This window comes from Enhydrobacter aerosaccus, from assembly GCF_900167455.1.
GTDB lineage: Bacteria > Pseudomonadota > Alphaproteobacteria > Reyranellales > Reyranellaceae > Reyranella > Reyranella aerosaccus.
The window spans coordinates 1,153,038-1,175,866 of the sequence record NZ_FUWJ01000002.1 but is presented as its reverse complement, the minus strand read 5'-3'; the positions used below and the strand labels follow the sequence as shown (position 1 = coordinate 1,175,866).

25 protein-coding genes are annotated in these 22,829 nt (G+C 64.9%); 11 read left to right on the top strand and 14 right to left on the bottom strand.

The window, feature by feature from the left end:
* Positions 1-45: 45 nt before the first annotated feature.
* Both B5D62_RS14890 and B5D62_RS14885 read right to left on the bottom strand, forming a co-directional pair.
* Entirely contained in the window at positions 46-936 is an 891-nt protein-coding gene (locus B5D62_RS14890) for a shikimate dehydrogenase (RefSeq protein ID WP_085934623.1), read from the bottom strand.
* 6 nt (positions 937-942) lie between these two features.
* Entirely contained in the window at positions 943-1,560 is a 618-nt protein-coding gene (locus B5D62_RS14885) for a Maf family protein (RefSeq protein WP_085934622.1), read from the bottom strand.
* A gap of 397 nt (positions 1,561-1,957) precedes the next feature.
* Here B5D62_RS14885 and B5D62_RS14880 point away from each other — a divergent pair, with 397 nt between their 5' ends.
* From B5D62_RS14880 to dnaQ, 5 genes are read left to right on the top strand one after another with little or no spacing between them, the layout of a single operon-like run.
* A complete protein-coding gene (locus tag B5D62_RS14880) occupies positions 1,958-3,130 on the top strand; it encodes an LLM class flavin-dependent oxidoreductase (protein ID WP_170920945.1) in 1,173 nt (390 codons plus the stop codon).
* A gap of 28 nt (positions 3,131-3,158) precedes the next feature.
* Positions 3,159-4,136, top strand: a complete 978-nt coding sequence (locus tag B5D62_RS14875) for a quinone oxidoreductase family protein (protein ID WP_085934620.1) — start codon at positions 3,159-3,161, stop codon at positions 4,134-4,136.
* A 55-nt stretch (positions 4,137-4,191) separates the two neighbouring features.
* Entirely contained in the window at positions 4,192-5,361 is a 1,170-nt protein-coding gene (locus B5D62_RS14870; RefSeq protein ID WP_085934619.1) for a TMEM43 family protein, read from the top strand.
* 10 nt (positions 5,362-5,371) lie between these two features.
* Positions 5,372-6,034, top strand: a complete 663-nt coding sequence (gene coaE, locus B5D62_RS14865) for a dephospho-CoA kinase (protein WP_085934618.1) — start codon at positions 5,372-5,374, stop codon at positions 6,032-6,034.
* Between the two features lie 25 nt (positions 6,035-6,059).
* Positions 6,060-6,740 carry a DNA polymerase III subunit epsilon gene (gene dnaQ, locus B5D62_RS14860; RefSeq protein ID WP_085934617.1) on the top strand — a complete coding sequence of 227 codons (681 nt, stop codon included), beginning with the start codon at positions 6,060-6,062 and terminating at the stop codon, positions 6,738-6,740.
* A 120-nt stretch (positions 6,741-6,860) separates the two neighbouring features.
* Here dnaQ and secB read toward each other — a convergent pair whose 3' ends face one another.
* A complete protein-coding gene (gene secB, locus B5D62_RS14855; protein ID WP_085934616.1) occupies positions 6,861-7,376 on the bottom strand; it encodes a protein-export chaperone SecB in 516 nt (171 codons plus the stop codon).
* A 152-nt stretch (positions 7,377-7,528) separates the two neighbouring features.
* Here secB and B5D62_RS14850 point away from each other — a divergent pair, with 152 nt between their 5' ends.
* Both B5D62_RS14850 and gtdA read left to right on the top strand, forming a co-directional pair.
* Positions 7,529-8,344 carry a gamma-glutamyl-gamma-aminobutyrate hydrolase family protein gene (locus tag B5D62_RS14850; protein ID WP_085934615.1) on the top strand — a complete coding sequence of 272 codons (816 nt, stop codon included), beginning with the start codon at positions 7,529-7,531 and terminating at the stop codon, positions 8,342-8,344.
* A gap of 9 nt (positions 8,345-8,353) precedes the next feature.
* Positions 8,354-9,397: a gentisate 1,2-dioxygenase gene (gtdA, locus tag B5D62_RS14845; protein WP_085934614.1), complete on the top strand. Its 1,044-nt coding sequence runs from the start codon at positions 8,354-8,356 to the stop codon at positions 9,395-9,397.
* Here the strand turns inward: gtdA and B5D62_RS14840 are convergent.
* The 4 genes from B5D62_RS14840 to B5D62_RS14825 form a co-directional block, all read right to left on the bottom strand.
* Positions 9,394-9,771, bottom strand: coding sequence for a hypothetical protein (locus B5D62_RS14840; RefSeq protein ID WP_085934613.1), 378 nt, complete (start codon positions 9,769-9,771; stop codon positions 9,394-9,396). The genes gtdA and B5D62_RS14840 overlap by 4 nt on opposite strands.
* Before the next feature lie 13 nt (positions 9,772-9,784).
* The gene (locus tag B5D62_RS14835; RefSeq protein WP_085934612.1) at positions 9,785-10,498 is read right to left on the bottom strand and encodes an EI24 domain-containing protein; all 714 of its coding nucleotides are present in this window, start codon (positions 10,496-10,498) and stop codon (positions 9,785-9,787) included.
* Between the two features lie 19 nt (positions 10,499-10,517).
* Positions 10,518-11,669, bottom strand: coding sequence for a CaiB/BaiF CoA transferase family protein (locus B5D62_RS14830; protein WP_085934611.1), 1,152 nt, complete (start codon positions 11,667-11,669; stop codon positions 10,518-10,520).
* A 66-nt stretch (positions 11,670-11,735) separates the two neighbouring features.
* Complete coding sequence (locus B5D62_RS14825) at positions 11,736-12,575, bottom strand: dienelactone hydrolase family protein (RefSeq protein WP_218191060.1); 840 nt, start codon at positions 12,573-12,575, stop codon at positions 11,736-11,738.
* Positions 12,576-12,681: 106 nt separating this feature from the next.
* On the opposite strand from B5D62_RS14825, the gene B5D62_RS14820 reads away from it, so the two are divergent.
* Together B5D62_RS14820 and B5D62_RS14815 are read left to right on the top strand one after the other, a co-directional pair.
* Positions 12,682-14,379: a hypothetical protein gene (locus tag B5D62_RS14820; protein ID WP_085934609.1), complete on the top strand. Its 1,698-nt coding sequence runs from the start codon at positions 12,682-12,684 to the stop codon at positions 14,377-14,379.
* Positions 14,380-14,401: 22 nt separating this feature from the next.
* A complete protein-coding gene (locus B5D62_RS14815) occupies positions 14,402-15,295 on the top strand; it encodes an MBL fold metallo-hydrolase (protein WP_085934608.1) in 894 nt (297 codons plus the stop codon).
* Here the strand turns inward: B5D62_RS14815 and B5D62_RS14810 are convergent.
* Entirely contained in the window at positions 15,292-16,233 is a 942-nt protein-coding gene (locus B5D62_RS14810) for a lysylphosphatidylglycerol synthase transmembrane domain-containing protein (RefSeq protein WP_170920944.1), read from the bottom strand. The genes B5D62_RS14815 and B5D62_RS14810 overlap by 4 nt on opposite strands.
* 150 nt (positions 16,234-16,383) lie before the next feature.
* On the opposite strand from B5D62_RS14810, the gene B5D62_RS14805 reads away from it, so the two are divergent.
* Complete coding sequence (locus B5D62_RS14805; RefSeq protein WP_085934606.1) at positions 16,384-17,157, top strand: short-chain dehydrogenase/reductase; 774 nt, start codon at positions 16,384-16,386, stop codon at positions 17,155-17,157.
* Positions 17,158-17,171: 14 nt separating this feature from the next.
* Here the strand turns inward: B5D62_RS14805 and B5D62_RS33380 are convergent, their stop codons facing one another.
* Together B5D62_RS33380 and B5D62_RS14795 are read right to left on the bottom strand one after the other, a co-directional pair.
* Positions 17,172-17,483 (bottom strand): DUF3309 family protein, encoded by a 312-nt coding sequence (locus tag B5D62_RS33380; RefSeq protein ID WP_170920943.1) that lies wholly within the window; start codon positions 17,481-17,483, stop codon positions 17,172-17,174.
* Between the two features lie 83 nt (positions 17,484-17,566).
* On the bottom strand, positions 17,567-18,244 hold the full coding sequence (locus B5D62_RS14795; RefSeq protein ID WP_170920942.1) for an outer membrane protein: 678 nt from the start codon (positions 18,242-18,244) through the stop codon (positions 17,567-17,569).
* Positions 18,245-18,518: 274 nt separating this feature from the next.
* On the opposite strand from B5D62_RS14795, the gene recQ reads away from it, so the two are divergent.
* A complete protein-coding gene (gene recQ / locus B5D62_RS14790) occupies positions 18,519-20,330 on the top strand; it encodes a DNA helicase RecQ (RefSeq protein ID WP_085934603.1) in 1,812 nt (603 codons plus the stop codon).
* Positions 20,331-20,334: 4 nt separating this feature from the next.
* Here recQ and B5D62_RS14785 read toward each other — a convergent pair whose 3' ends face one another.
* The 4 genes from B5D62_RS14785 to B5D62_RS14770 all read right to left on the bottom strand — a co-directional run bounded on the left by B5D62_RS14785 (position 20,335) and on the right by B5D62_RS14770 (position 22,826).
* Positions 20,335-21,186 (bottom strand): metallophosphoesterase, encoded by an 852-nt coding sequence (locus B5D62_RS14785; RefSeq protein ID WP_085934602.1) that lies wholly within the window; start codon positions 21,184-21,186, stop codon positions 20,335-20,337.
* A gap of 34 nt (positions 21,187-21,220) precedes the next feature.
* Positions 21,221-22,027: a mechanosensitive ion channel family protein gene (locus B5D62_RS14780; RefSeq protein ID WP_085934601.1), complete on the bottom strand. Its 807-nt coding sequence runs from the start codon at positions 22,025-22,027 to the stop codon at positions 21,221-21,223.
* Between the two features lie 49 nt (positions 22,028-22,076).
* Positions 22,077-22,397 (bottom strand): YXWGXW repeat-containing protein, encoded by a 321-nt coding sequence (locus tag B5D62_RS14775; protein ID WP_085934600.1) that lies wholly within the window; start codon positions 22,395-22,397, stop codon positions 22,077-22,079.
* 96 nt (positions 22,398-22,493) lie between these two features.
* Positions 22,494-22,826: a YXWGXW repeat-containing protein gene (locus B5D62_RS14770; RefSeq protein WP_085934599.1), complete on the bottom strand. Its 333-nt coding sequence runs from the start codon at positions 22,824-22,826 to the stop codon at positions 22,494-22,496.
* Positions 22,827-22,829 lie beyond the last annotated feature (3 nt).

Here is a 22,829-nt window from a genome sequence, read left to right as displayed (position 1 = left end):
AGCGCAGGAACGTCGCCCGGTGCAGAACGAACGCAGTTGCCGCGATTACGCTCCCAGATCGGCCGCCACGGCATGGCGCTGCGCGGCACTGACGGCAACGTGGGTGCCGAACCAGGCTTCGAAACCCATGCGGCCTTGATGTAGCAGCATGCCCAACCCGTCGATGCAGTGGTTGCCGCGCGCGCGCGCGGCGGCCAGCAACGGCGTCTCGAGCGGGACATAGACGATATCGTCGACCGCCGCGCTGGCAGGAAGGTGACGGAGGTCGAGATCGAGCGGCGGCTGCCCCTTCATGCCGAGCGAGGTCGTGTTCACCAGCAATGTCGCGCCCTCGAGACTGGCGGCGCGCTCGTCCCAGCGCTCGATGGCGATGCGCCGTCCATCGCGCGGCGTAAAAGCGAGGCCGAGCTCGATCGCGGCCTGCTGGGTGCGGTTGACGAGCCGCAGCTCCGGCACGCCGGCCTCGACCAGGGATGCGACGATTGCCCGTGCGGCGCCACCCGCGCCCAGCACAACGACGGGTCCGGCTGAAGCCCGCCAATCCGGGGCACCTTCCTTCAGGGCGGCAATGAAGCCGAAGGCATCGCTGTTGCGGCCCTCGAGCATGCCGTCGGCATGCTTGATGACCGTATTCACGGCACCGATCCGGGCGGCTTCGGGATCGATGCGGTCGAGCAACGGCATGATCTCGACCTTGTGCGGCAGCGTCAGGTTGCAGCCGCGCGCATTCGGGGTGCGCCGCAGGAAGGCGACAAGCGCTTCGAGCGCCGACCGCGTCGGCTCGACCGGCAGGCGCCCGTAGTGGCCGTCGATCCTGTGCTGCTTCAGCCAGAAGCCATGCAGGGCCGGTGAGCGGGAATGGTCGACCGGCCAGCCGACGATGGCGGCGAACGGCCGGCCATGAGCCTCGGCGAGAAGGACGTCGTAGGCACTCACGTGACGTCAGGCCGCCTGCGCCCGCGCGAGGCCAATGCCGTGGCCGGCCAGGAACGACAAGAGCGGCAGGAGCGGCAGGCCGAGGATGGTGAAATAGTCGCCATCGACCCGACTGAAGAGATGAGCGCCCAGGCCCTCCAGCTGATAAGCGCCGACCGAGTTCAACACCGCCTCTCCGGCACAGGCCAGATAGGTATCGAGGAAGGCCTCGTTGAATGGGCGCATGGTGAGGCGCGCCCGCTCGTTCCAGTGCCACAACCGGGTGCCGCCGCGAACCACGACGACGGAGGAAAACAGCTCGTGCGTCTGGCCGCGGAGGGCGAGGAGCTGCTTGCGGGCGGTTTCCATCGACGACGGCTTGTCGAAAAAGCGGCCCTGGCAGGCAAGGGTCGAATCGCCCCCCACGACCATCGCGTCCGGATGCTTGCTGGAGACCCGAAGGGCCTTCATCTCGGCTAGCGCTTCGGCGATCTCCTGGGGGGCCGCCCGTTCGCCCAGCAGGCTGCGCTTGGCTTCCTCCTCGTCGAGGCCCGAAGGTTCCGTTCGGAAGGCAAGACCGGCATTGGCGAGGAGCTGCCGACGGGAGTGACTCGTAGAGGCAAGAATCAACGGAGGGACGGGCATGGATGCTGGACTTACGCGGGTTCGAGGCGGAACAGCCCGCCATGGTCGCTCGGGGGGCGAGGTCTAACGCCCCTCAGGCCCCCGGCGCACGTCGCGAATATAGGGAAGACGCTCGACGAGCAACCTCTCCTCGGCGACCGTCGAATCCGCACGGCGAGAAGGGCGGCGCCACCTGGCAAAGCCCAAGCCGTCCGTGCATCGACCGTCGGTGATGGTGCTGCCAGGGTGCCCTGCCTGCCGTGTGGGCATTTCGATCGCCCGCTACCGCCGCCCGGCACGCAGTTGCAGCAAAGGAGAAATGGCATCGAACCGTGACCCTCCCGCAAGAGCGCGGCGCGTGCGCACTGGCGCCGGAAGGACCGGTCATTATACTCGGCGCGGACACAGGGAGCGTTGCTTGACCGATCGTTATCTTCGTACCGGTATTTTTCTCGCCCCGTTCCACGCGCTCGACGAGAATCCGACGCTGGCCCTCGAGCGGGACATGGAGCTGCTCCAGCATCTCGATCGGCTGAACTATCACGAGGGCTGGGTCGGCGAGCACCATTCGGGCGGGTTCGAGATCATCGCCAGTCCCGAGATGTTCATCGCCGCCGCGGCGGAGCGCACGCGGCATATCCGGCTCGGAACGGGCGTCGTGTCCTTGCCCTACCATAACCCGTTCATGCTGGCCTCGCGCATGACCCAGCTCGATCACATGACGCGCGGTCGCGCGATGTTCGGGGTCGGGCCCGGCGCCCTGGTGCACGACGCGGCCAAGATCGGCGTCAGGGCTGCCGATCAGCGCAGCCGCATGAACGAGGCGCTCGATGTGATCGTCGAGCTGATGGCCGGCAAGTCGGTCACCCGCAAGACCGAGTGGTTCGACCTGAACGGCGCCCAGCTGCAGCTGCCTTCCTACAGCCAGCCCGGCATGGAAATGGCCGTGGCCTGCGCGCGGTCTCCGGTGGGGGCGGTGGCGGCCGGCCGCCACGGCATCGGCATGCTGTCGATCGGCGGCACCTCGGACGAGGCCCTGAAGGCCCACGCCAACAACTGGAGCATCTATACCGAGAATGCGCGTCAGCATGGCAAGACGGCGGATCGCTCGAAGTGGCGCATCGTCACCTTCGCCCATGTGGCGGAGACGCGAGAGAAGGCGCGCGAGGACGTCAAGTTCGGCCTCGATCGATATGCCAAGTATTTCACCGACGTCGCGACCTTTCCGATCCTGCCGCCCGGCATCACCGACGCGGTCGAGTTCCTGACCAAGGAAGGCATTGCCTGCATCGGAACGCCGGACGACTGCGTGAGGCACTTCGAACGGTTGTGGCAGGGCTCGGAGGGCGGCTTCGGCGCTGTCCTGTTGCTCGCCAACAACTGGGCGGACTGGCCGGCGACGCTGCGCTCGTACGAACTGATGGCGCGGTTCGTCCATCCGCATTTCCAGCGCAACGCCAACACGTTGCGCCAGCTCAGCTACGATATCGCCACCTCCAATCGCGGCACCTATTCGGCCGAGAGCCAGGCGGCGGTCGAAGGCGAGATCAAGAAATACGCATCTGCCAAATCCAATCGCGCGGCCGAGTGAGCGCAAACCTTTCAAGGGGGAGTTTTCAATGTCGAAGTCGATTCTGATCCATGAGAATGGCGGACCGGAGAAGATGCAGCTGGCCGATGTCGAGGTCGGCAGCCCCGGTCCGGGACAGGTCAAGGTCAAGCACACGGCTATCGGCCTCAACTTCATCGACGTCTATACGCGTAGCGGCCTCTACCAGACCCCGTTGCCCAATGCCGTTGGTCGCGAGGCGGCGGGCGTCGTGCTCGAGGTCGGGCCGCGGACCAAGGGCTTCAAGAAGGGCGATCGCGTCGCTTATTGCGGCGTTCTCGGCGCCTACTGCGAGGAGCGGCTGATGGGCGTCGACCAGCTCGTGCACGTGCCCAAGGGGGTCAGCGACGAGCAGGCGGCAGCGATCATGCTCAAGGGCATGACGACCGAATATCTGGTCGATCGCTGCGCCAAGCCCTGGCTAAAGAAAGGCGACATCATCCTGTTCCATGCCGCTGCGGGCGGCGTCGGCCTGCTGTTCGGCCAATGGGCAAAGGCCCGGGGCTACAAGGTGATCGGTACCACGTCTTCACCTGAAAAGGCGGCCCTGGCCAAGAGGAACGGCTACAAGTGGGTGATCGACTACACCAAGGAGGACATCGTCGCCGAGGTGAAGAAGATCACCAAGGGTAAGGGTGTGCCGGTGGTGTTCGACGGTGTCGGCAAGGACACCTGGAATGCGTCGCTCGACTGTCTGCAGCCTCGCGGCCTGATGGTCTCGTTCGGCAACGCCTCCGGAGCCGTGCCGCCGCAGCCGGTCGGTATCCTCAATGCCAAGGGCTCGCTCTATCTGACCAGGCCGAGCCTCAATGCCTACACGGCCACGCGCAAGGATCTCGAGGCGTCCGCCAAGTCGCTGTTCAAGATGGTGAAGAGCGGCAAGGTGAAGATCTCGATCGATCAGCGCTATCCGCTCGCGGAAGCCGGCCAGGCGCATATCGATCTGGAGAGCCGCAAGACGACGGGCCAGACGATTCTCGTACCCTAACTGAGCGTTTCCGAGACGCGGATAGGACGGGGCCGGAGAAGAGGGGGCTGGCACCGTGAACGACACGCAGCAGGGCGAAGCGCCGACTGACGAAGAGGGCTCGTGGCTCGAACGCCTCGGCGATTCGGTGGGTGCCATCGTCTTGGGCGTTGTCTTGATCGTCGCGGCCTCGTCGCTGTTGTTCTGGAACGAACGCCAGGCTGTCAGCAACGAGAAGGGGATGGCGCAAGGCGCTGGAGTCCTCTCGGTGCCCGCCGACCGGATCAATCCGGACAATGACGGCAAGCTCGTCCACGTCGTCGGCACACTGACGGCGGTGGGGCCGGCAACGGACCTGGAATTCGGCATGCGAAGTCCTGGCATCCGGCTGCATCGCATCGTCGAGATGTTTCAGTGGCGGGAAGAGTCCGAGCCGGGGAAGGCAAATGGCAACGGCACGGCACGGAAGTACGTCTATGTTCGCGCATGGGCGGAATATCCGGTCGACTCGGATGACTTCCAAGAATGGCGTGGCCATGCCAATCCCGAGATGCCGTACCGGACCCATCTCGCCCTGGCGCCCGGGCCGAGGCTCGGGGCGTTCATCGTGCCCCCCAATCTTCTGTACCGGTTCGGTGTCGAGGAACCTCTGGCAGCCGGTGACGAGCAGGCGGCCTTGCTGCGAAAGCGGTTGAACAGGCCGGTGAAGGTGGTCGACGGCGCTCTTTACGTCGGCAGCGATCCCGCCGATCCCCAGATTGGCGATCTGCGCATAACCTTCCGACATGTCCCGTTGCAGACAGCCAGCGTAGTCGCCGAGCAAGCGGGCCGAACATTCGACGCCTATCATCCGGAGGTCGGAGGCCCCATCGAAGTCATGCTGCCGGGAGATGTTCCAGCCACGAAGATGTTCACGATGCCGGAGGATGGCGGGAGCGCCTGGGCTTGGGCGATCCGTGTCGGCGGCGGCCTTCTGATGTTCCTGGGCTTCGTCCTGGTGATGGGCCCGATCTCCGCGCTGGCGGACATCGTGCCCATCCTGATTGCCGTCGTCGAAGCGGGCGTGGCCGCGATCGGCCTGTTCTTTACCGCTGTCCTGGCGCCATTGATCGTCGCCGGTGCCTGGGTCATGTATCGCCCGGATATTGCCGTGGCGGTGATCGCGGCGGGAGCTGTTCTCGCCCTCGGTGCGCTGTGGCTCGCGCATTGGCACAAGGCGAAGAGGGACGCTGCGGCTGTCGAATGAAGGGCACGAGATGGTGATCGTCGGGTTGACCGGCTCGATCGGGATGGGCAAGTCGACCGCGGCCAAGATGCTGCGGCAGATGGGGATACCGGTTTACGACGCGGATGCGGCCGTGCACGCCTTGCAGGCGCCGGGCGGACGTGCGCTGCCTCCGATCGAGGCCGCTTTTCCTGGGGTCGTGAAGGAGGGGGTGCTCGACCGCCAGGCCTTGGGCGCGCGTGTCTTTGGCAACAAAGATGCGCTACGCAAGCTCGAGGCGATCGTCCATCCGCTGGTCGCCGCGCGGCAGCGGGCTTTCCTCAAGCGGGCAGCTCAACGCGGCATGCCGCTGGTCGTTCTCGATATCCCCTTGCTGTTCGAGGGGCGCGGCGAGCGACGTGTCGATGCCACCTTGGTGGTAAGCGCTCCGGCCTTCCTGCAACGGCGGCGGGTTCTGGCTCGGCCCGGCATGACAGCCGAGAAATTCACCGGCATCCTGCGCCAGCAAGTGCCGGACCGCACCAAGCGGCGCCTGGCGACCTTCGTCATCCCCACCGGACTTGGCCTGGCGCCGACGCGGATGGCGTTGCAAAGGGCTGTCGCTCGTCTCAGTCAGGGCCCGGGCCGGTCGTGGCCGCCCAATCCCTGGCGGGAGAAATTCACAGCGCAGCTCGCGCGCGCCCGTCGCGCCTGACGACGCTTCCGGTTACAAGAGCCTCATGCGCGAGATCGTCCTCGATACGGAAACGACGGGTCTGGATCCACAGGCCGGCCATCGCGTGGTCGAGGTCGGCTGCATCGAGCTATTCAATACCGTTGCAACAGGCAAAACTTTCCACGCCTATTTCAACCCGGAAATGCCGATGCCGGCCGGCGCCCAGGACGTGCACGGGCTGAGCGACGAATTCCTGGCCGACAAGCCGCCCTTCGCGGATCGTGTCCATGAGTTCCTGGAGTTCATCGGCGACGCCCGGCTCGTCATCCACAATGCGCAATTCGATATCGGTTTTCTCAATGCCGAGCTCGAGCGGGCCGGCAAGCCCAAGCTCGCCAACGCCTATATCGACACCGTATCGATGGCGCGCCGCAAGTTTCCGGGCCAACGGGTCAGCCTGGATGCGCTATGCGAGCGGCTGGGCGTCGACAATTCGAGCCGCACGAAGCATGGCGCACTGCTCGATTCCGAGCTCCTGGCCGAGGTCTATCTCGAACTCAATGGCGGCCGGCAGCGCGATCTCGGCCTGGCGGCCGGAGTGGCGGCCGCCGCGGTCGAACTGGCGGTCACGACGACGGTGACGATCCGGCCGCCGCGCCCGCATGCGCCGACCGAGCTGGAACTCGCCGCCCACGCCGAATTCGTGAAGAGGCTCAAGGACCCCATCTGGCTGAAGGCCGAATAGGCAGTCCGGGACTGATCAGCAGTTCTGCAAGAAATTCGCAATCGGCCGCTGGCCATCCGGCCAGCTTACGCGACGAAGCGGCTGTTCCGAGTTCAGTCGAGGAGCCTTCCCTCGAATGCCTCAGGCGTGACCGACCGGACCGCCGGGAATACCCGGGATCTGCCCGCTGGCCGCCTCGAGCTGCTGGCGGTAGAGCGCCACGAAGTCGACCGGCGCGATATTGAGCGGCGGAAAGCCTGCTTCGCGCGTCGCGTTGGCGACGATGGCGCGGGCGAACGGAAAGAGCAGCCGCGGCGTCTCGATCAGCAGCAGCGGGCCGTAAGCCTCCTGCGGCACCTCACCCAGGGTGACGGTGCCAGCATAGATCAGCTCTAGCATGAACAGCGGCTCTTTTTCCGGCGTATGAGCGCTCGCCTCGAGGGTCAGGGACACTTCGAATGTCTTGGCCTCGAACTGCCGCGTCGTGACGTTCACATTCAGAGTGAGCTGCGGTTGCTTCTGCTCGATCAGGCTCTGCGGCGCGCGCGGATTTTCGAAGCTCAGGTCCTTGATGTACTGGCCGTGCAGGGTGAGCGGATTGGCCTGCGCTTGAGGCTGGGCGCCAGCGGATCCGGAAGGCGGAGGGGTCGTGGTCATATTGTGCTCGCTGCGGTGGCCTGATTGGTGGCGCGGCGGTACCACGCAAAGCTGCACTGCACAAGACGCGCAGGGGGCCACGTGGCAGTAATTGCCAAGCTCTGTGTCGTTGGAGAAAATAAAAGCTCATATTCTGCATGGCTCGACAACGAATGACCCTCTCGTCCTTGCGTCCTCTCATCGGTGTGACCGCCTGCCTCAAGGAAAATGGCAGGGGCGGCTGGCATCACGCGGTTGGCGACAAGTACGTGCAGGCTGCCATCCGCGCCGCAGGCGGGTTACCGATCCTGATTCCGGCCTTCGGACGCGAGTTCGAGGATCAGGCGATGACCGAGGCGCTCGACCGACTGCTCGATACACTCGACGGGATCCTGCTGACCGGCAGTCCTTCGAACGTCGAGCCGCATCACTACGGCGGTGAGCCAAGCCGGGACGGCACGGCCCACGATCCGGCACGTGACGCGACGACCCTCCCTCTCATCCGCCACGCTGTCGATCACGCCGTGCCGGTCTTTGCCATCTGCCGCGGCCTTCAGGAGGTGAATGTCGCGCTAGGCGGTACCCTGCATCAGCTGGTGCACGAGGTGGAAGGGCGGCGCGACCATCGCTCGCCCAGGTCGCCCGACATGGACGTGAACTACGCACCGGCCCACGAGATCGAGATCCTGGAAGGTGGCCTGCTGCATCGTTTGCTGGGTGAGAAGCGCGTGCGCGTGAATTCCCTTCATGCTCAGGGCGTCGACCAGCTCGCGCCGCGCGCTCGGCTTGAGGCGGTCGCGGACGACGGGCAGGTCGAGGCCTTTACCGTACCGGATGCGCCGGGCTTTCTGCTGGCGCTGCAATGGCATCCGGAGCATCGTGCTCTGGAAAATCCGGTATCGATGAAACTGTTCGATGCTTTCGCCGATGCCTGCCGGCAACGGGCCGCCGCCCGTCTCAGCGAGCCGCTGCGCGCCGCAGCCGAATAGGAGGCCGTCATGGACGGAGCATCTACCCGCAACAATGCTCGCCGCGACTTCTATGAGCGGATCGACGGGCTTTCGATGGCGCCGCTGTGGGAGTCCCTGCATCAGCTCGTGCCACCCAGCCCGGCGCCGAAGTACGTGCCCGTGGCCTGGGACTACGACAAGGTCCGGCCGTTCCTGATGGAATCGGGCTCACTGATTACCGCCAAGGAGGCGGTCCGGCGGGTGCTGATCCTCGAGAACCCGGCCTTGCGGGGAACCGCCTGCACCACGCCGACCCTTTATGCCGGGCTGCAGCTCATCCTGCCGGGCGAGGTCGCGCCCAGCCATCGCCATACACAATCGGCGCTGCGCTTCATCGTCGAAGGCGAAGGGGCCTATACCGCCGTCGATGGCGAGCGCACCATCATGCACGAGGGCGACTTCGTCATCACGCCGACTTGGACCTGGCATGATCACGGCAACGACTCCTCCAGGCCGATGGTATGGCTGGACGGTCTCGACATCCCGCTGGTGGCGCTGTTCAACGCCGGCTTCGCCGAGAATGGCGAAACGGATGAGCAGCCGATCACAACGCCGCCCGGTACGTCGGATGCCAAGTTCGCGAGCGGTCTTCTACCCGTGGACTGGAAGCCGACACGACAGACCTCGCCGATCTTCAACTATCCCTATGCGCGCACGCGCGAGGCGCTGCACGGTCTGAAGAAGGCGGGGCCGCCGGATGCCTGCCACGGTTACAAGCTGCGCTACGTCAATCCAGCCAATGGCGGCTCGCCGATGGCGACGATGGGCACCTTCATGCAGCTTCTGCCCCAGGGCTTCGAGACGGCGCCCTATCGCAGCACCGACGGCACGGTGTTCTCGGTCGTCGAGGGCGAGGGCGAGAGCCGCGTCGGCGATCAGGTCTTCCGCTGGAAGAAGCGCGATCACTTCGTGGTGCCGAGTTGGGCCAGGGTCGTGCACAAGGCCGACAGCGAGGCCGTTTTGTTCTCCTTCTCCGATCGCCCGGTTCAGGAGCGCCTCGACCTCTGGCGCGAGGATCGCAGCGGCCGCTAGCTGGTCCTTCGCTGCGCTGCAACCGAGCCGGCGCACTCGTTGACGTTCATCAAGGGACGCAGCTTCGGGTCGTAGGCGTCGACATAGTCGACCCGGTCCTTGGCCATGTAGACGAACAGGCTGCAGGCATCGGACTGGTAGCGCAGCACGCGGGCCGTGCCGTCCTTGCGGTCGAGCAACGGCGCACCAAACCGGGCGCGCAGTTGCGCCTCGTCCATGCCCTTGATCTCGCTGACGGGGATGGGCCGCCCGGCATTGGCGGAGCGGAAGATGCCCTGCTCGCCACCCGAGAGGGAGTAGTGCGGATCGGAGTCCGAGACACAGCCGCCGAGAAGAAGACAGGCCGCGGCAAGAGGCCAGAACGCCGGTTTCATATCGATATCAAGTCTAACGCCTTTGCGCCGGTGGATTAAAGGGACGTGCGCGCGGCGTCGGCGGCGTGAGCGTTTGTGCCACATGCACCATGGCGGCCGTGCCCACCACGGGCACGATGAGGTTCACGACCGGGATTGTCCCGAGCAGGACGATGACCATGCCGGTGGCCCAGAGCGTGCCGGCATTGGCCCGCCGCCACGCCTTGACCTCGGCTGCCCCCATGCGCCGCAGTGCCACCTGCTCGTAATAGAGCCGCGCCGTCAGCCAGCCATTCAGCCCGTAGAACAGCAGCGCCCCCAGGCCGGCCACGAACAGGGCCAGCAGGTAGAAGGGCAGCATGACGAGGTTCAGCACCACCACCGCCACGGTGAAGGCGAGGCCGGTCCAGATCGCGGTCCCGATCGGGATGCCGCGCGCCTTGCCCAGCTGCGGGTAGTGGGTGCTTTCGACGATGTCGGCAATGCGCTCGAGGAAGATGGAGATGACGAGGCCGAAGCTGGCCGGGAACAGCATCAACGCCACGACCAGGACCGCCGCGCCGCCCAGCCAGTGGACGGCGCTGTTGGCCCACTCCCAACGAAAGCTGGCGAAGGACTGCAGGGCCCACCAGGCGAGGCCGATAATGGCCGCCTGCAGGATCACGGAAAGCGCCAGAGACTGCCAGATCACACTGCGCAGTCGCGGGTCTCCCAATTGACGGACGGCAAGCTCGAAAGCGCGAATCATGCCGTCCGGATTACCACGATCATTGCGGGCCGACGATCCCCGCTGCCTTGAGCTCGCTGATCTCCTTGGCCGAGAAGCCGCGCTCGCTCAGCACGGCGTCGGTATGCTCGCCCCGTTTGGCCGCCGGTCCCTTCACGCCTTCCTTGGTCCGCGAGAAGCGCGGGGCCGCTGCGGGCTGCGGAAAGCCGGAGACATCGACATAGGCGTTGCGCGCCTTGGCGTGCGGATGTTGCGAGGCCTCCGTCATGGTGAGCACGGGCGCGAAGCAGATGTCGGTGCCTTCCATGATCGCGCACCATTCGTCCCGGCTCTTGGTCTTGAAGATCTGTGCCAGCCGGCCCTTGAGCTGGGCCCAAGCCTTGCGGTCCATCTGAGCCGGCAGCGATTCACCCTTGAGGCCGGTCTTCTCGAGCAGCAGCTCGTAGAATTGTGGCTCGATGGAGCCGATCGAGACGAACTTGCCGTCCCTGGTTTCGTAGGTGCCGTAGAAATGCGCGCCGCCATCCAGCATGTTGGCTTCGCGTTCGCTCTCGTTCCACAGGCCGGCCCCAGCCATGCCATAGATGCCGCCCAGCAGCAGGGCCGCTCCATCCACCATCGCCGCATCGACGACCTGGCCCTTGCCTGAACGCTGCGCCTCGAGCAGGCCGCACACCATGCCGAAAGCGAGCAGCATGCCGCCGCCGCCGAAATCGCCAACCAAGTTGAGTGGCGGCATCGGCTTCTCCTTGGAGCCGATGGCATGCAGGGCGCCGGTCAGGGCGATGTAGTTGATGTCATGGCCGGCTGCCTTGGCGAGCGGTCCTTCCTGACCCCAGCCGGTCATGCGACCATAGACCAGCTTGGGATTGCGCTTGAGGCAGATCTCGGGGCCCACGCCCAATCGCTCCGCCACGCCCGGCCGGAACGGCTCGGTCACGCCGTCAGCCTTGTCGATCAGGCGCAGCGCAACCTCGATGCCTTCCTTCTTCTGAAGGTCGATCGAAACCGAGCGACGGCTGCGATTGTGAACGGCGAATTTCGGATCGGCGAGCCGATCCATCACGTGGCTCTTGGTGCGGTCGATGCGGATCACATCGGCACCCATATCGCCCAGCATCATCGAGCACATCGGGCCCGGGCCGATTCCGGCCAGTTCGATGATCGTCAATCCCGAGAGCGGACCCGCCATGATTTTCCTCCTGCGAAATATCCGATCGCTGTTTGAGCACAGCTTTCGTTGGCTCGCGCCGCCGAGTCAATGCAGGAGGTGATCGGCGAGGAAGGCGTCGACCCGGCGGATGGCATCGGCTCGGGCGGCCGGGTCCTCGCCCTCGATCGGCACCACGCCGTCGCGCGTGGTGAAGGCAGGCACCTCATGCCGCTTCATGCCTGGCCAGTCGAAATCGTGATAGGCGCCGGGATAGGCATGGAACTCGACTGGCGCCCCGCGTGCCACGGCTTGCTCGGCAACCTGTCGGCACGGCTCTGCTGGCGTCCATACATCCGCCTCGCCCACCAGGATCAACAGCGGGATCGAGGTGCTCCAATCGGCACCGAGGCGTTTCTCGCTGCACGAGCCGGGATAGAAAGCGATGGCGGCCTGGAAGTCGGGACCGCCAAAATCGGCGGGCCGGCCGAGGCTGCGGCGTCCGACGGCATACAAGACGGAGCCGCCGCCATTTGACCAGCCCATCAGGGCGATGCGGTCCCTGGCAACGAAGGGCTGCTTTTGCAGATAGACCAGTGCCCCATAGGCATCGGCCGGACGCCGTAGATAGATCCATTCCTTGAAACTGCTGTGCGAGCACATCCCGGTGGAGCCCCGCGGCGTGAAGCTGTCGACCATCAGCACGCCGATGCCTCGTGAATTGAATCGGTCGGCCCAATCGCGTTCTCGCGATGTGATCCGATGGGTAGTCGTGGAGAACAGCCCGCCGCAGCCGTGCTGGAAGATGACCATCGGGAACGGGTCGTCGCCGCGTTCGGGACGGAACAGATAGCCGTCGAGTTCCGTGGGCTGCTCGCCGTTCTTGCCGTCCAGTGACGGGAAGCGAACTCTCTCCTGCGCGGCTGCGGCCACGGACAACGTGGCCAAAACGAGGATGCAAAGAACGCGCAAAGGTCGCATTTCCTAGCACAGTAGCCGATGCTGCTGTCGCAGTCTAAAGTCCGCGGCGCCCGAAGAGCTTGGAGGGAATTGCATGAGTCTGGGCCGGTATTTGACGTCAGCGGTGGTTGTGCTCGCCGTATCAGGATCGGTGCTGGCGCAATCGACGCCGCCTGCGACGGCTCCCGCGTCCGACGCGCGCAAGGAATACAGCCAGCAGTTCCTGGTCCCGGGATCGTCCTTTCATGGCGTGCACGGCATCGCCTTCAACAAGGACGACCAGCTGTTCGCAGGGTCCGTGATCGGCCAGTCGATTTATCACGTCCAGGTCGATTCGGGTGAGGTCGACCGCGTGATCGAGCCGCCGGTCGGCATGGCCGACGACATCGCCTTTGCCGAAGACGGAACCATGGCCTGGACCGCGTTCCTGATGGGCAAGGTCTATATCCGCAAGGGCAACAAGACCATCGAAGTAGCGAATGGCCTGTCCGGTCCCAACAGCATCGCCTTCAGCAAGGATGGCCGACTGTTCGTGTCGGAGGTGTTCCTGGGCGATGCGCTCTACGAGATCGATCTCAAGAATGTGGACAAACCCGATTTCAAGCCTTTCGCACAGAAGGAGCTGCGCAAGATCGCCGACAAGCTCGGTGGCCTGAATGGCTTCGAGATCCATCGCGATGACGGCTTCCTATATGGCCCGCTCTGGTTCAAGGGCGAGGCCGTGAAGATCAACGTCGATACGGGTGCGGTCGAGGTCGTCGCCTCCGGTTTCGTCACACCGGCAGCCGCCAATCTGGATCCGCAGAACCGCGACAATCTCTTCGTCGTCGATGCGGCGAACGGCAATATCTGGAGCGTCAGCCTGACCAGCAAGGCCAAGAAGCTGGTCGCGACCCTGAGATCCGGCCTGGACAATCTCGCCTTCGATTCGCGCGGGCGGCTGTTCGTGACTTCGATGACCGACAACGCGATCTATCTGGTCGACAAGCAGACGGGGGCGGCCAAGGCCGTCGTCGATGGCAAGCTGGCGATCCCCTCCGATCTCGCCGTAGTCAGCGAGGGGGGCAAGGAGACGGTGCACGTGGCGGACGTGTTCAGCTATCGGACCGTCGACGGGACGACCGGCGCGGTGAGCGACGTCCTGCGCGTGCACGGCGACACGCATTCCTATCCGACCGGGCTTTCCGTCGGGCCCAAGAACGTCCTGCTGTCGAGCTGGTTCTCGAATACGGTGCAAAAGGTCGACCGCAAGACGGGCAAGCTGGTGGCGACGCTTGGCGATTTCGCCGCTCCCGTCGATGCCCTCGAAGGCAATGATGGTACGCTCTACGTTGCCGAGCTGGGCAGCGGCAACCTCGTCAAGGTGAGCCCCGACGGCAAGACACGCACGACGGTGGCCAAGGATCTGCGCGCGCCGGTGGCGATGGCGCAGGGACCGAACAATGTCGTCTACATCACCGAAATCGCCGCCGGTGCCGTGACGCAGATCGATGTCGCCTCTGGTGCCCGCAAGGTGGTCGCGGACGGCTTGTCTGCGCCGGAGGGTATAGACGTTGGTCCGGACAACAAGCTCTATGTCGCCGAAGTGGGACAAAAGCGCGTGGTTGCGATCGACCCGGCAAGTGGCGCCAAGACGGTCGTCGCCTCCAACCTCGATATCGGCCTGCCCACTTATCCCGGCGGTCCGCCGGCGCTGGTGACCACGGGCGTGGCCGTTGCCAAGTCCGGCGCGATCTATGTCAGCTCGGATTTGCGCAACGCGCTCTACAAGCTGACGCCGCCCGAAAAATAATAGACTCCGGGAGGAGTGCTCGATGGCTGGTATTCCCTTCATCAAGGATTTCAAGTTCGACTATGGCACGGCGATGGAGGTCACACCGCTGATCCGTCGTGTTGTCGCCAACAATCCCAGCCCATTCACCTTCAAGGGGACGGGCACCTACATTGTCGGCCACGGCAAAGTCGCCATTGTCGATCCCGGTCCGGATCAGCAGGAGCACATCGACGCGGTCTTGAAGGCCGTGCGCGGCGAGACGGTGACGCATATTTTTGTCACGCACACGCATATCGATCATGTGCCGGCGACGCCCGCGATCGCCACGGCAACCGGCGCGAAGGTCTATTCCTTCGGGCCCCATCCCAAGCCCCCCGCAGACCAGCACGCCGAGGAACCCGGCGATCTTTCCTTCGCGCCGGACGTCAAGCTCGGTGATGGCGACGTCGTGCAGGGTGACGGGTGGAACGTCGAGGCGATCCACACGCCTGGCCATATCTCCAACCATCTCTGCTTTGCGGTGCGCGAGGACAATGCGCTGCTGTCGGGCGACCATGTGATGGGCTGGTCGACGGCGGTCATCTCGCCGCCCGACGGAAACATGGCCGACTACTTCGCCAGCCTGCGCAAGCTGCTGCCGCGCGAGGAAGCGCTTTACATTCCCACGCATGGCGCCGAGATCCGCGACCCGCGTCCGTTCGTCGAGGCCTATATCGAGCACCGGCTCGGCCGCGAGGCGCAGATCCTGGCGCGCCTGAAGGAAGGGCCGCAGACAATTCCGCAGATGGTGGCGAAGAATTATGCCGACACGCCCGCCTATCTTCATGCCGCCGCCGGTCGCTCGATGCTGGCGCATCTCATCCAGATGGTGAAGGACGGGCGTGCGAAGACGGAGGACGGTCGAGCCACCATTGAAAGCCTCTATAGACTCTAGAGTCGGCTAACTTCGTGACGGGCGATCCAAAGGCCTGGGATCATGGGTAGCCAGAATGTCAGTCCGCGCAGCAGGATGGTGGCGGACAAGGCCGCTTCAACCGGCATGCCGAGAAGTGCGAGGGTGCCCGTGGTGCCGGCTTCGAAGGTGCCGAGGCCGAGCGGGCTCGGCGCCACCATGGCGACCGCGTCGCCGATGGTATAGCCGCAGAACGCCATCCAGTAGTCGATCGGGGCGCTGATTGCGCGGCTCACCAGCCAGAGGGTGAGGGAGTCGAGCAGGATAATGGCGAGCTGACACAAGAAGGTCTCGGCGATCAGCCGGGGATCGCGCAGCAGCTCGTCAGGGGCAGCGGCAACGGCTTCGATGGCATCCTCGGTCACGGGCAGCCTTGTGATCCAGGCAGGAAGCTGCCCGTCGCTCGCGCGGCTCTTGGCCCAGAGCACGGCAACGGGAATCGCGATCTCGACGACGACGAAGGCGCTGACGAGCCCGAGCGCCGCCAGATCCGCATCCTGATGCAGCCACAGCAGCCCCAACGCTGTGATCGCTGCCACCACGTCGGCAGCATAATGTGTCACCATGCTGACGAGCAGGGCGGCCATGCCGATGCTGTTGGACAGGCCGCGGCGATTCAACGCCTTCATGACGAGGATCGACCCGCTGACGCCTCCGGTGGGGATGGCCTGATCGGTGTAGAGCTTGGCTACGCTCAGTCGGAACAGGGTACGAAATGGGCGCCGCTCGCCGGCGCGATGCAGGACCTGGCGCCAGGACAGGGCGGCGAAGACATAGGTTCCAATCTGCGCCCCAAGCGCCGGCAGGAGCCATCCGGGGTGCGCATTGCGCGCCAGCTCCGCGAACTTCGCGAGGCTTCCATAGTGCAGTACGACCGCGATCAGGCCCGGCGCCACGATCAACGCCGGCAGCCAAGCCAATATTCGACGCCAGCCGGCGCGAGGTGGTACCGACGGCAGAGGGCGGCTGGGCGCCGTTCGCGGAGAGGAAGCGGACATGCGACGCCGTTAGTGTACCCGCGATTCCATGCTCATATAGGAGTTGCGATCGGTTCTCGGAGGAGAGGGTTCATGGATCTCAAGCTCAACGGTCGGACGGTTCTGATCACGGGCGGCAGCCGCGGAATTGGCCTGGCCTGCGCCATGGCCTTCGCGGCCGAGGGCTGTGCTGTACATATCGCCTCCCGCTCGGCGGATTCACTCGAGAAGGCGCGCGACGCCATCCGCGGACGCCACAACGTGCCGGTCGAGATCCACGTCGCCGACTTCTCCAAGGGAGACACGGTGCGTGCGGTGGTCGACGCCGTGAGCCATGCCGACATTCTCGTCAATAACGCCGGAGCCATCCCCCGCGGTGACATCTTTGCCATGAGCGAGCCCAAGTGGCGCGAGGCCTGGGAACTGAAGGTGTTCGGCTATATCAACGCCACGCGCGCCATGCTGGAGCGGATGTACGCGCGGAAGAAGGGCGTCGTCGTCAATGTGATCGGGCTCGCTGGCGAGGTGTACAATTACGATTATGTCGCCGGCACCATGGCCAATGCCGGGTTGATGGCCTTCACACGCGCCGTCGGATCAAAGAGCGTCGACCAAGGCGTTCGCGTCGTGGCTATCAATCCCCCCGCCACCCGCACAGATCGGATGCTCACGCTGTTGCGCGGCCAGGCGGAACAGAAATTTGGTGATGCCGAACGTTGGCGCGAGCTCACTACACATATGCCATTCGGACGTCCGGCCGAGCCGGACGAAGTCGCCGACCTTGCTGTGTTCCTTGCTTCGGATCGCGCGAGCTACATCAGCGGTGTGGTGATGACTCTGGATGGCGGCCAAGCAGCGCGCAACTGACCTCGCGCATTCGGTCAGGTGCCGGGGGAGACGTCCAGCGGTTCGGACCGCGCAAGGTCGCGACCGTCGTAAGGCCGCGATGTCCTGGGCTGGAAGCTGTAAGCGTAGGGCCAGACACTGTGACCGTCGGCCCGGTAGACCGTTGTTGCACCGGTGCGGACAAAGCCGTTGGCCGGCTTTCCGCCCACCGTCATGATCGCGAGGCAGAAGAGCAGAATTCCCGCTGTCACCGAGGGCGTGTACCCCCACTGCTGGCTGTGGCGCCAGCAGGGGAAGACGGCGACGCTCGACGCCGCCAGCAGCAGGGCAAATCCCAGAAGCACCACGTGCTCTCCCGTTCCTTTTGTGTAGGAACGAAGGGAGAGCACGTGGGTTCCGCCTTGTTCTTGCCGCCTTGCGGCAAGATCTCCTAGTAGAGCTTGTAGTTCAGGCCCACGCGGATGACGTTGCCGACACCGCTGCCAGACACGCTGGTCGTGTAGGGCGTCGACAGCGGCGTGCTGGGCGTGCCGATGTAGAGATATTCGAGCTTGGCACTCCACCGATCGGTGATGTGGCCCTCGACGCCGCCACCAGCGGTCCAGGTCCAGAAGTTGTTGGAGGCGTTGAAGTAGCCGCCGCCAGCCGTGTCATAGCCGCTCAGGGTCTGATGTCCCCACACCGCGCCGCCCGTGACATAGGGCATCACCGATCCGACCGGATAACCGGCACGGGCACGGAAGGTCGCAAACCACGGCACCGTCGACTGTGCCGAAATCGTCGACGGGCCAGCACCGCCGGAGACATTCGTGCTCAATGAGGTGCCCTGGAAGTCGAATTCAGGGCCGACGAGCACCGGACCAAGCATGTAGTTGTAGCCGACCTGACCGCCACCGAGGATGCCGCCGCTCGTGCCCGAGAAGCCGCCGGTGGTGCCGTTCTCCGTGATCGCCGTGGCATTGTTGTTCCAGATGCCGCCCAGATTGATGCCGGCGTAGAAGCCTTGCCAATACGGCGCGGCGGGGGTCTGGGCATGTGCGGCGAGCGGTGCCGCGATTATCGCCGCCACGGCGGCTGCGATGCTGATCGTATTCTTCTTGAAAGACATCGTACGCTCCATTCGACAAGTGAAGAGGGACTAGTGTCGGTGGGTGGAGGGAATCAGCCGTCAAAAAGCGGCAGTGGCGGGGCATCAGCTTGAAGGAGAAAAGGCAGCGCTCCGCTGTGACGTCGCCGCATCAGTCGGGCCGGTGGTACTTGGTGACACGGGGGTGAATCCGCCGCGACGCGCGAACTCTTCATGAATCCAATGCGGCCAAAACCCGCCGGGCGTTCATCCACAGTGCGGGTGACAGCACGAGACGCTACTGTCGCGCGCCGCAATGTCCGATCCGCTCTCGACCGCACGGTCCCTGCTTCATTCCGTCTTCGGTTTCGACGCTTTCCGCCCAGGGCAGGAAGAAATCGTGCGCGCCGTTCTGACGGGCGAGAATGTGCTTGCCGTTATGCCGACCGGTTCAGGCAAGTCGCTTTGCTATCAGCTCCCTGCGATCGCGCGATCCGGTTTGACACTGGTCATCTCGCCGTTGATTGCGCTGATGCGTGATCAGGTGCGCGCGCTTGCAGCAGCGGGCGTGGCGGCGGGCAGCCTCAACTCGAGTAACGAGCCGGGCGAAAATGCGCGTGTGATGGATCTGCTGCGGCGCGGCTCGCTTCGCCTTCTCTACCTGGCGCCGGAACGGCTGGCGCGCCCCGACACAGTGGAGTTGCTGGCCGAGTCCAACGTCACGCTGATGGCGATCGACGAAGCCCATTGCGTGTCGCAATGGGGACACGACTTCCGGCCGGAATATCTGACGCTCGGCAGTCTGGCGCGCCAGATCGGCGGGCGGCTGCAAACCATCGCCCTGACGGCCACCGCCGATGCGCCCACGCGCGGCGATATCGTCGACAAGCTGTTCGCCGCGGCGCCTCGCGTCTTCGTGCGCAGCTTCGATCGCCCCAATCTCCGGCTTGCCTTCAAGGCCAAGGATCGCTCGTCGCGCCAGATCCTGGATTTCGTGCGCGCGCATGAAGGCCAGAGCGGCATCGTCTATTGTGCCTCGCGGCGCAAGGTCGAGGAGCTCGCCGAGACGCTGAACAAGGCGTCGGTCAAGGCATTGCCGTACCATGCCGGCCTGGACAAAGCGGTGCGCGACGCCAATCAGGATGCCTTCCAGCAGCAGGACGGCGTGGTGATGACTGCCACCGTCGCCTTCGGCATGGGCATAGACAAACCGGACGTGCGCTTCGTCTGCCATGCCGATCTGCCGGCCAACGTCGAGGCCTATTACCAGGAGATCGGCCGTGCCGGCCGCGATGGTCTGGCGGCCGATACGCTCACGCTCTACGGCCTCGACGACATGCGTCTTCGACGCCTGCAGATCGAACAGGCCGAGTCGTCGGAAGAACGCAAGCGCATCGAACGACAGCGCCTCAATGCGCTGCTGGCTCTCGCCGAGGCGCCGCGCTGCCGACGACAGACATTGCTTACCTATTTCGGCGAGGCGTCCGAGCCTTGCGGCAACTGCGATCTCTGCCAGGAAGGCGTCGAGCGCTTCGACGGCACCATCGAAGCCCAGAAGGCGATGTCGGCGATCGTGCGTACGGGCGAGCGGTTCGGCATGGAGCACGTGATCGCCATCCTGTTGGGTGAGCGCACGGAGAACGTGCTGAAGTTCAGTCACGACAAGCTGCCGACATTCGGTGTCGGCGCCGGCCGCCGCGCTGTCGAATGGCGTGCGATCTTTCGCCAACTGTCCGCGCTGGGCCTCATTTCCCAGGATCTGATGGAACATGGCCGCTGGTCGGTGACCGAGGTCGGTTGGCGGGTCCTGAAGGGCCAGGAACGCATCGAGTTGCGCAAGGATGTCGCTCGGCCCAAGCAAGGCCGTCAGGGCCGTCAAGCGCCCCAGGTGGAAGTGGGCGATGCGGACGAACCGCTGCTGGCGGCCCTCAAGTCATTGCGGTCGAAGCTTGCCCTATCGCAGAAGGTGCCAGCCTACGTCGTCTTTTCCGATCGCACCCTGATCGAGCTGGCGACTCACCGCCCGATCACCCTGTCGGCGATGCGGGAGATCCATGGCGTCGGTGACAGCAAGCTCGAACGCTATGGCGTGGCGTTCCTCGACGTCGTGCAGAATTTCCCGCGATGAGCCATCAGGGAATTCCGGAGGAGCCGGCTCTTCGCTTGCCGGCCTTGAAGATTCGATAACGGCCATCCTGGATCTCGGCACCGACCACCAAACCGGTGACGGCGCTCCCGCCATCGAGGCCAAGGCGGTCGTGCAGGAAAAGGTGTGGATCCGCCATGTGCGTGAGCGGGAAATGCTTGGCGGGCGGCGTGTGGCCGTGCACCACCAGCGTTCCGCCGAACCCACCCTGCCAATCGAGGAAGCCCCGATTGATCCAGGCCCAGCGTGCTTCCCGCCCGGCTGTCCAGGGAGTGGCCAGAAACGTCGCCTGATCGGCTTTTGGATCGAGCCCTCCATGGATGAAGAGCGTATTGCCGATGCGCAGGTGTGAACGCTGCGTCAGGAGCTGGCGGACGATCCCTTCGCCGAGGGCTGAAACGAACAGCGCATGGCTGGGCGGAGCGGCCGGATCCTGACAGGCCGTGCGCATCTCCTCGAGCGCTGCTCGACCGCCAGAATGGCCCGCCAGCCACATCGCCTCATACTTCGGCGCGGATGGACCACCTTCACCCGCCAGTAGCATCATGATCTCGTGATTGCCGATGATGCGGTCGATCCGATCGACGCCATGTTCCCGTGCCTCCGCGCTCCAGAGGCGAAGCGCGCCGATCGTATCCGGTCCGCGATCGACCATGTCGCCCAGAAAGACCAGGCGCCGCTTGCCGACAGGACATTCGGCAGCAGATGTTCCGACGGCGTCGAGCAACGTCCGCAGCTCGTCGGCGCATCCATGGACGTCGCCGACGGCGAAGATCGTTTCGCCCTCAACGGCAAAGGGCGCGGGCTTCCAGGCAGAGATATCGACGGGGACCGGCATCGCCGCATGGTACCGTCGGGCCGGGTTGATGTCGTTAGTCCGCCGCCTGCGTCTGCTCGGGCGTGGGCGGATGCTGCTGGAGCGCTTCCTTTACGGCGCGGTTGATGTCGAAGTGGACCTGCATGGCATCAGGCCGGGCTACCCACATCCTCGCAACCAGTACGTAGTGGTCGTCGGCAACCGTGTCGACGCCGATCTGTGCCATTCGCGTAATGCGCTTGTCTTCCGCGACGGCATGCCGGACGCGCTCGATGGCAAGCCCGACATCGTCGCTCAGGGGCCGAACGAACTTCAACTCCACGCGTTCGGTGTCGTTCCGGGATGGGATCTTGACGATCTGGCCCCATAGCAGGCCGTTGGGATAGATGACGCGGACATTATCGTCGGTGTCGAGCTCGCTATAGAACAAATTGATCTCGCGGATGATGCCGACAACACCGCCGCTCTCCACGCGATCGCCGATATGGAAGGGGCGGAACACCACGATCATGATGCCGGCCGCGAGATTGCTGAGCGTGCCCTGCAACGCCAAGCCGATGGCCAGCCCCACCGCGCCGAGGACAGCGACGATGCTCGTGGTGGCAATGCCGAAGCTTGTCAGCACCGCCACGAAAGTGAACATCAGGACGCTGTAGCGGGCGCCGTTGGCGAGAAACAGCGTGACGGTACGGTCAATCCTCGGCGACCGCACGCACAAGCGCACGATGGCGGAGTGAACGAGACGCGCCGCGATCCATCCCGCGAGCAGGATCGCGATCGCGCCGATCACCCTGAGGCCGTAGGTGGTGATCAGCGCGACAAGGACGTTTGCGGCGTGAACGCCTTCCTGCTCGAGGCCCATCAGCGGGCCTCAGGCCATGGCAGAGTCAAGACGGCATGGGGAGGAATGGTCAGTTCCAATGTCCATCGACATACACCCAGCCCCGTGCCCGCTGCTCCCAGCGACCGGGGATCCAGACCGCTCCACGGCGTGGCGCGTCGACGTAATGGCCGGCGACCCATGCATACTCCGCGCCGGTCCAGCGCCAGTATCCGGGTTGCCAGGTCACGACGCGGTCGGCCGGCACGGTCGGAACGATTTCGGCGCGTGGCGGCGGCGGTGCAGCGGGCACATAGATAACATCTTGCGCGGAAGCAACACCTGCGAGGACGCTCGCGCCGACGACCAGCGTCAGGCCGCCGAGAACGCCGCTTCGGCTAAAGCTTGCCATGTCTTCCTCCGTACAGATTTCGGAGTAGAAACGGCGCCTCGACGGAAGCGGTTCCTGAGCGTCAGTCGCGCCACCGCTTGGCAACAGACAGGCCTCCTAGCCCCAATGTCCCTCGATATAGACCCAGCCGTGCGGCCGGCGCTCCCAACGGCCGGGAACCCAGACGGCGCCGCGGCGCGGGCGTTCGACGTAATGGCCGGCGACCCACACATACTCGTGGCCGTTCCATTGCCAGTGTCCGGGGCGCCACACGTCCCGCTCGAGCCTCTCGGACGGCAGGACCGGCACAACCTCTTCCCGTGGTGGCGGCGGCGCTGTCGGAACGATGATCTCGGCCTGCGGCTGGGCGCAGACCGCTGTGGCGGCGGTGCCCACGCTGGCGAAAATCAACAGGCCGCTGACCAGCGACCGACGGGAAAGCGCCTGCATGGC

Bases quoted from the DNA above. Each gene is read 5' to 3' on its own strand.
- B5D62_RS14775 (WP_085934600.1), bottom strand. From the start codon at position 22,397: ATGGCAAGCTTTAGCCGAAGCGGCGTTCTCGGCGGCCTGACGCTGGTC.
- dnaQ (WP_085934617.1), top strand. From the start codon at position 6,060: ATGCGCGAGATCGTCCTCGATACGGAAACGACGGGTCTGGATCCACAG.
- B5D62_RS14830 (WP_085934611.1), bottom strand. From the start codon at position 11,669: ATGGCGGGTCCGCTCTCGGGATTGACGATCATCGAACTGGCCGGAATC.
- B5D62_RS14835 (WP_085934612.1), bottom strand. From the start codon at position 10,498: ATGATTCGCGCTTTCGAGCTTGCCGTCCGTCAATTGGGAGACCCGCGA.
- B5D62_RS14795 (WP_170920942.1), bottom strand. From the start codon at position 18,244: ATGTCTTTCAAGAAGAATACGATCAGCATCGCAGCCGCCGTGGCGGCG.
- B5D62_RS14815 (WP_085934608.1), top strand. From the start codon at position 14,402: ATGGCTGGTATTCCCTTCATCAAGGATTTCAAGTTCGACTATGGCACG.
- recQ (WP_085934603.1), top strand. From the start codon at position 18,519: ATGTCCGATCCGCTCTCGACCGCACGGTCCCTGCTTCATTCCGTCTTC.
- B5D62_RS14805 (WP_085934606.1), top strand. From the start codon at position 16,384: ATGGATCTCAAGCTCAACGGTCGGACGGTTCTGATCACGGGCGGCAGC.
- B5D62_RS14840 (WP_085934613.1), bottom strand. From the start codon at position 9,771: ATGAAACCGGCGTTCTGGCCTCTTGCCGCGGCCTGTCTTCTTCTCGGC.
- B5D62_RS14780 (WP_085934601.1), bottom strand. From the start codon at position 22,027: ATGGGCCTCGAGCAGGAAGGCGTTCACGCCGCAAACGTCCTTGTCGCG.
- B5D62_RS14770 (WP_085934599.1), bottom strand. From the start codon at position 22,826: ATGCAGGCGCTTTCCCGTCGGTCGCTGGTCAGCGGCCTGTTGATTTTC.
- coaE (WP_085934618.1), top strand. From the start codon at position 5,372: ATGGTGATCGTCGGGTTGACCGGCTCGATCGGGATGGGCAAGTCGACC.
- B5D62_RS14820 (WP_085934609.1), top strand. From the start codon at position 12,682: ATGAGTCTGGGCCGGTATTTGACGTCAGCGGTGGTTGTGCTCGCCGTA.
- B5D62_RS14875 (WP_085934620.1), top strand. From the start codon at position 3,159: ATGTCGAAGTCGATTCTGATCCATGAGAATGGCGGACCGGAGAAGATG.
- B5D62_RS14785 (WP_085934602.1), bottom strand. From the start codon at position 21,186: ATGCCGGTCCCCGTCGATATCTCTGCCTGGAAGCCCGCGCCCTTTGCC.
- B5D62_RS14850 (WP_085934615.1), top strand. From the start codon at position 7,529: ATGACCCTCTCGTCCTTGCGTCCTCTCATCGGTGTGACCGCCTGCCTC.
- B5D62_RS14885 (WP_085934622.1), bottom strand. From the start codon at position 1,560: ATGCCCGTCCCTCCGTTGATTCTTGCCTCTACGAGTCACTCCCGTCGG.
- gtdA (WP_085934614.1), top strand. From the start codon at position 8,354: ATGGACGGAGCATCTACCCGCAACAATGCTCGCCGCGACTTCTATGAG.
- secB (WP_085934616.1), bottom strand. From the start codon at position 7,376: ATGACCACGACCCCTCCGCCTTCCGGATCCGCTGGCGCCCAGCCTCAA.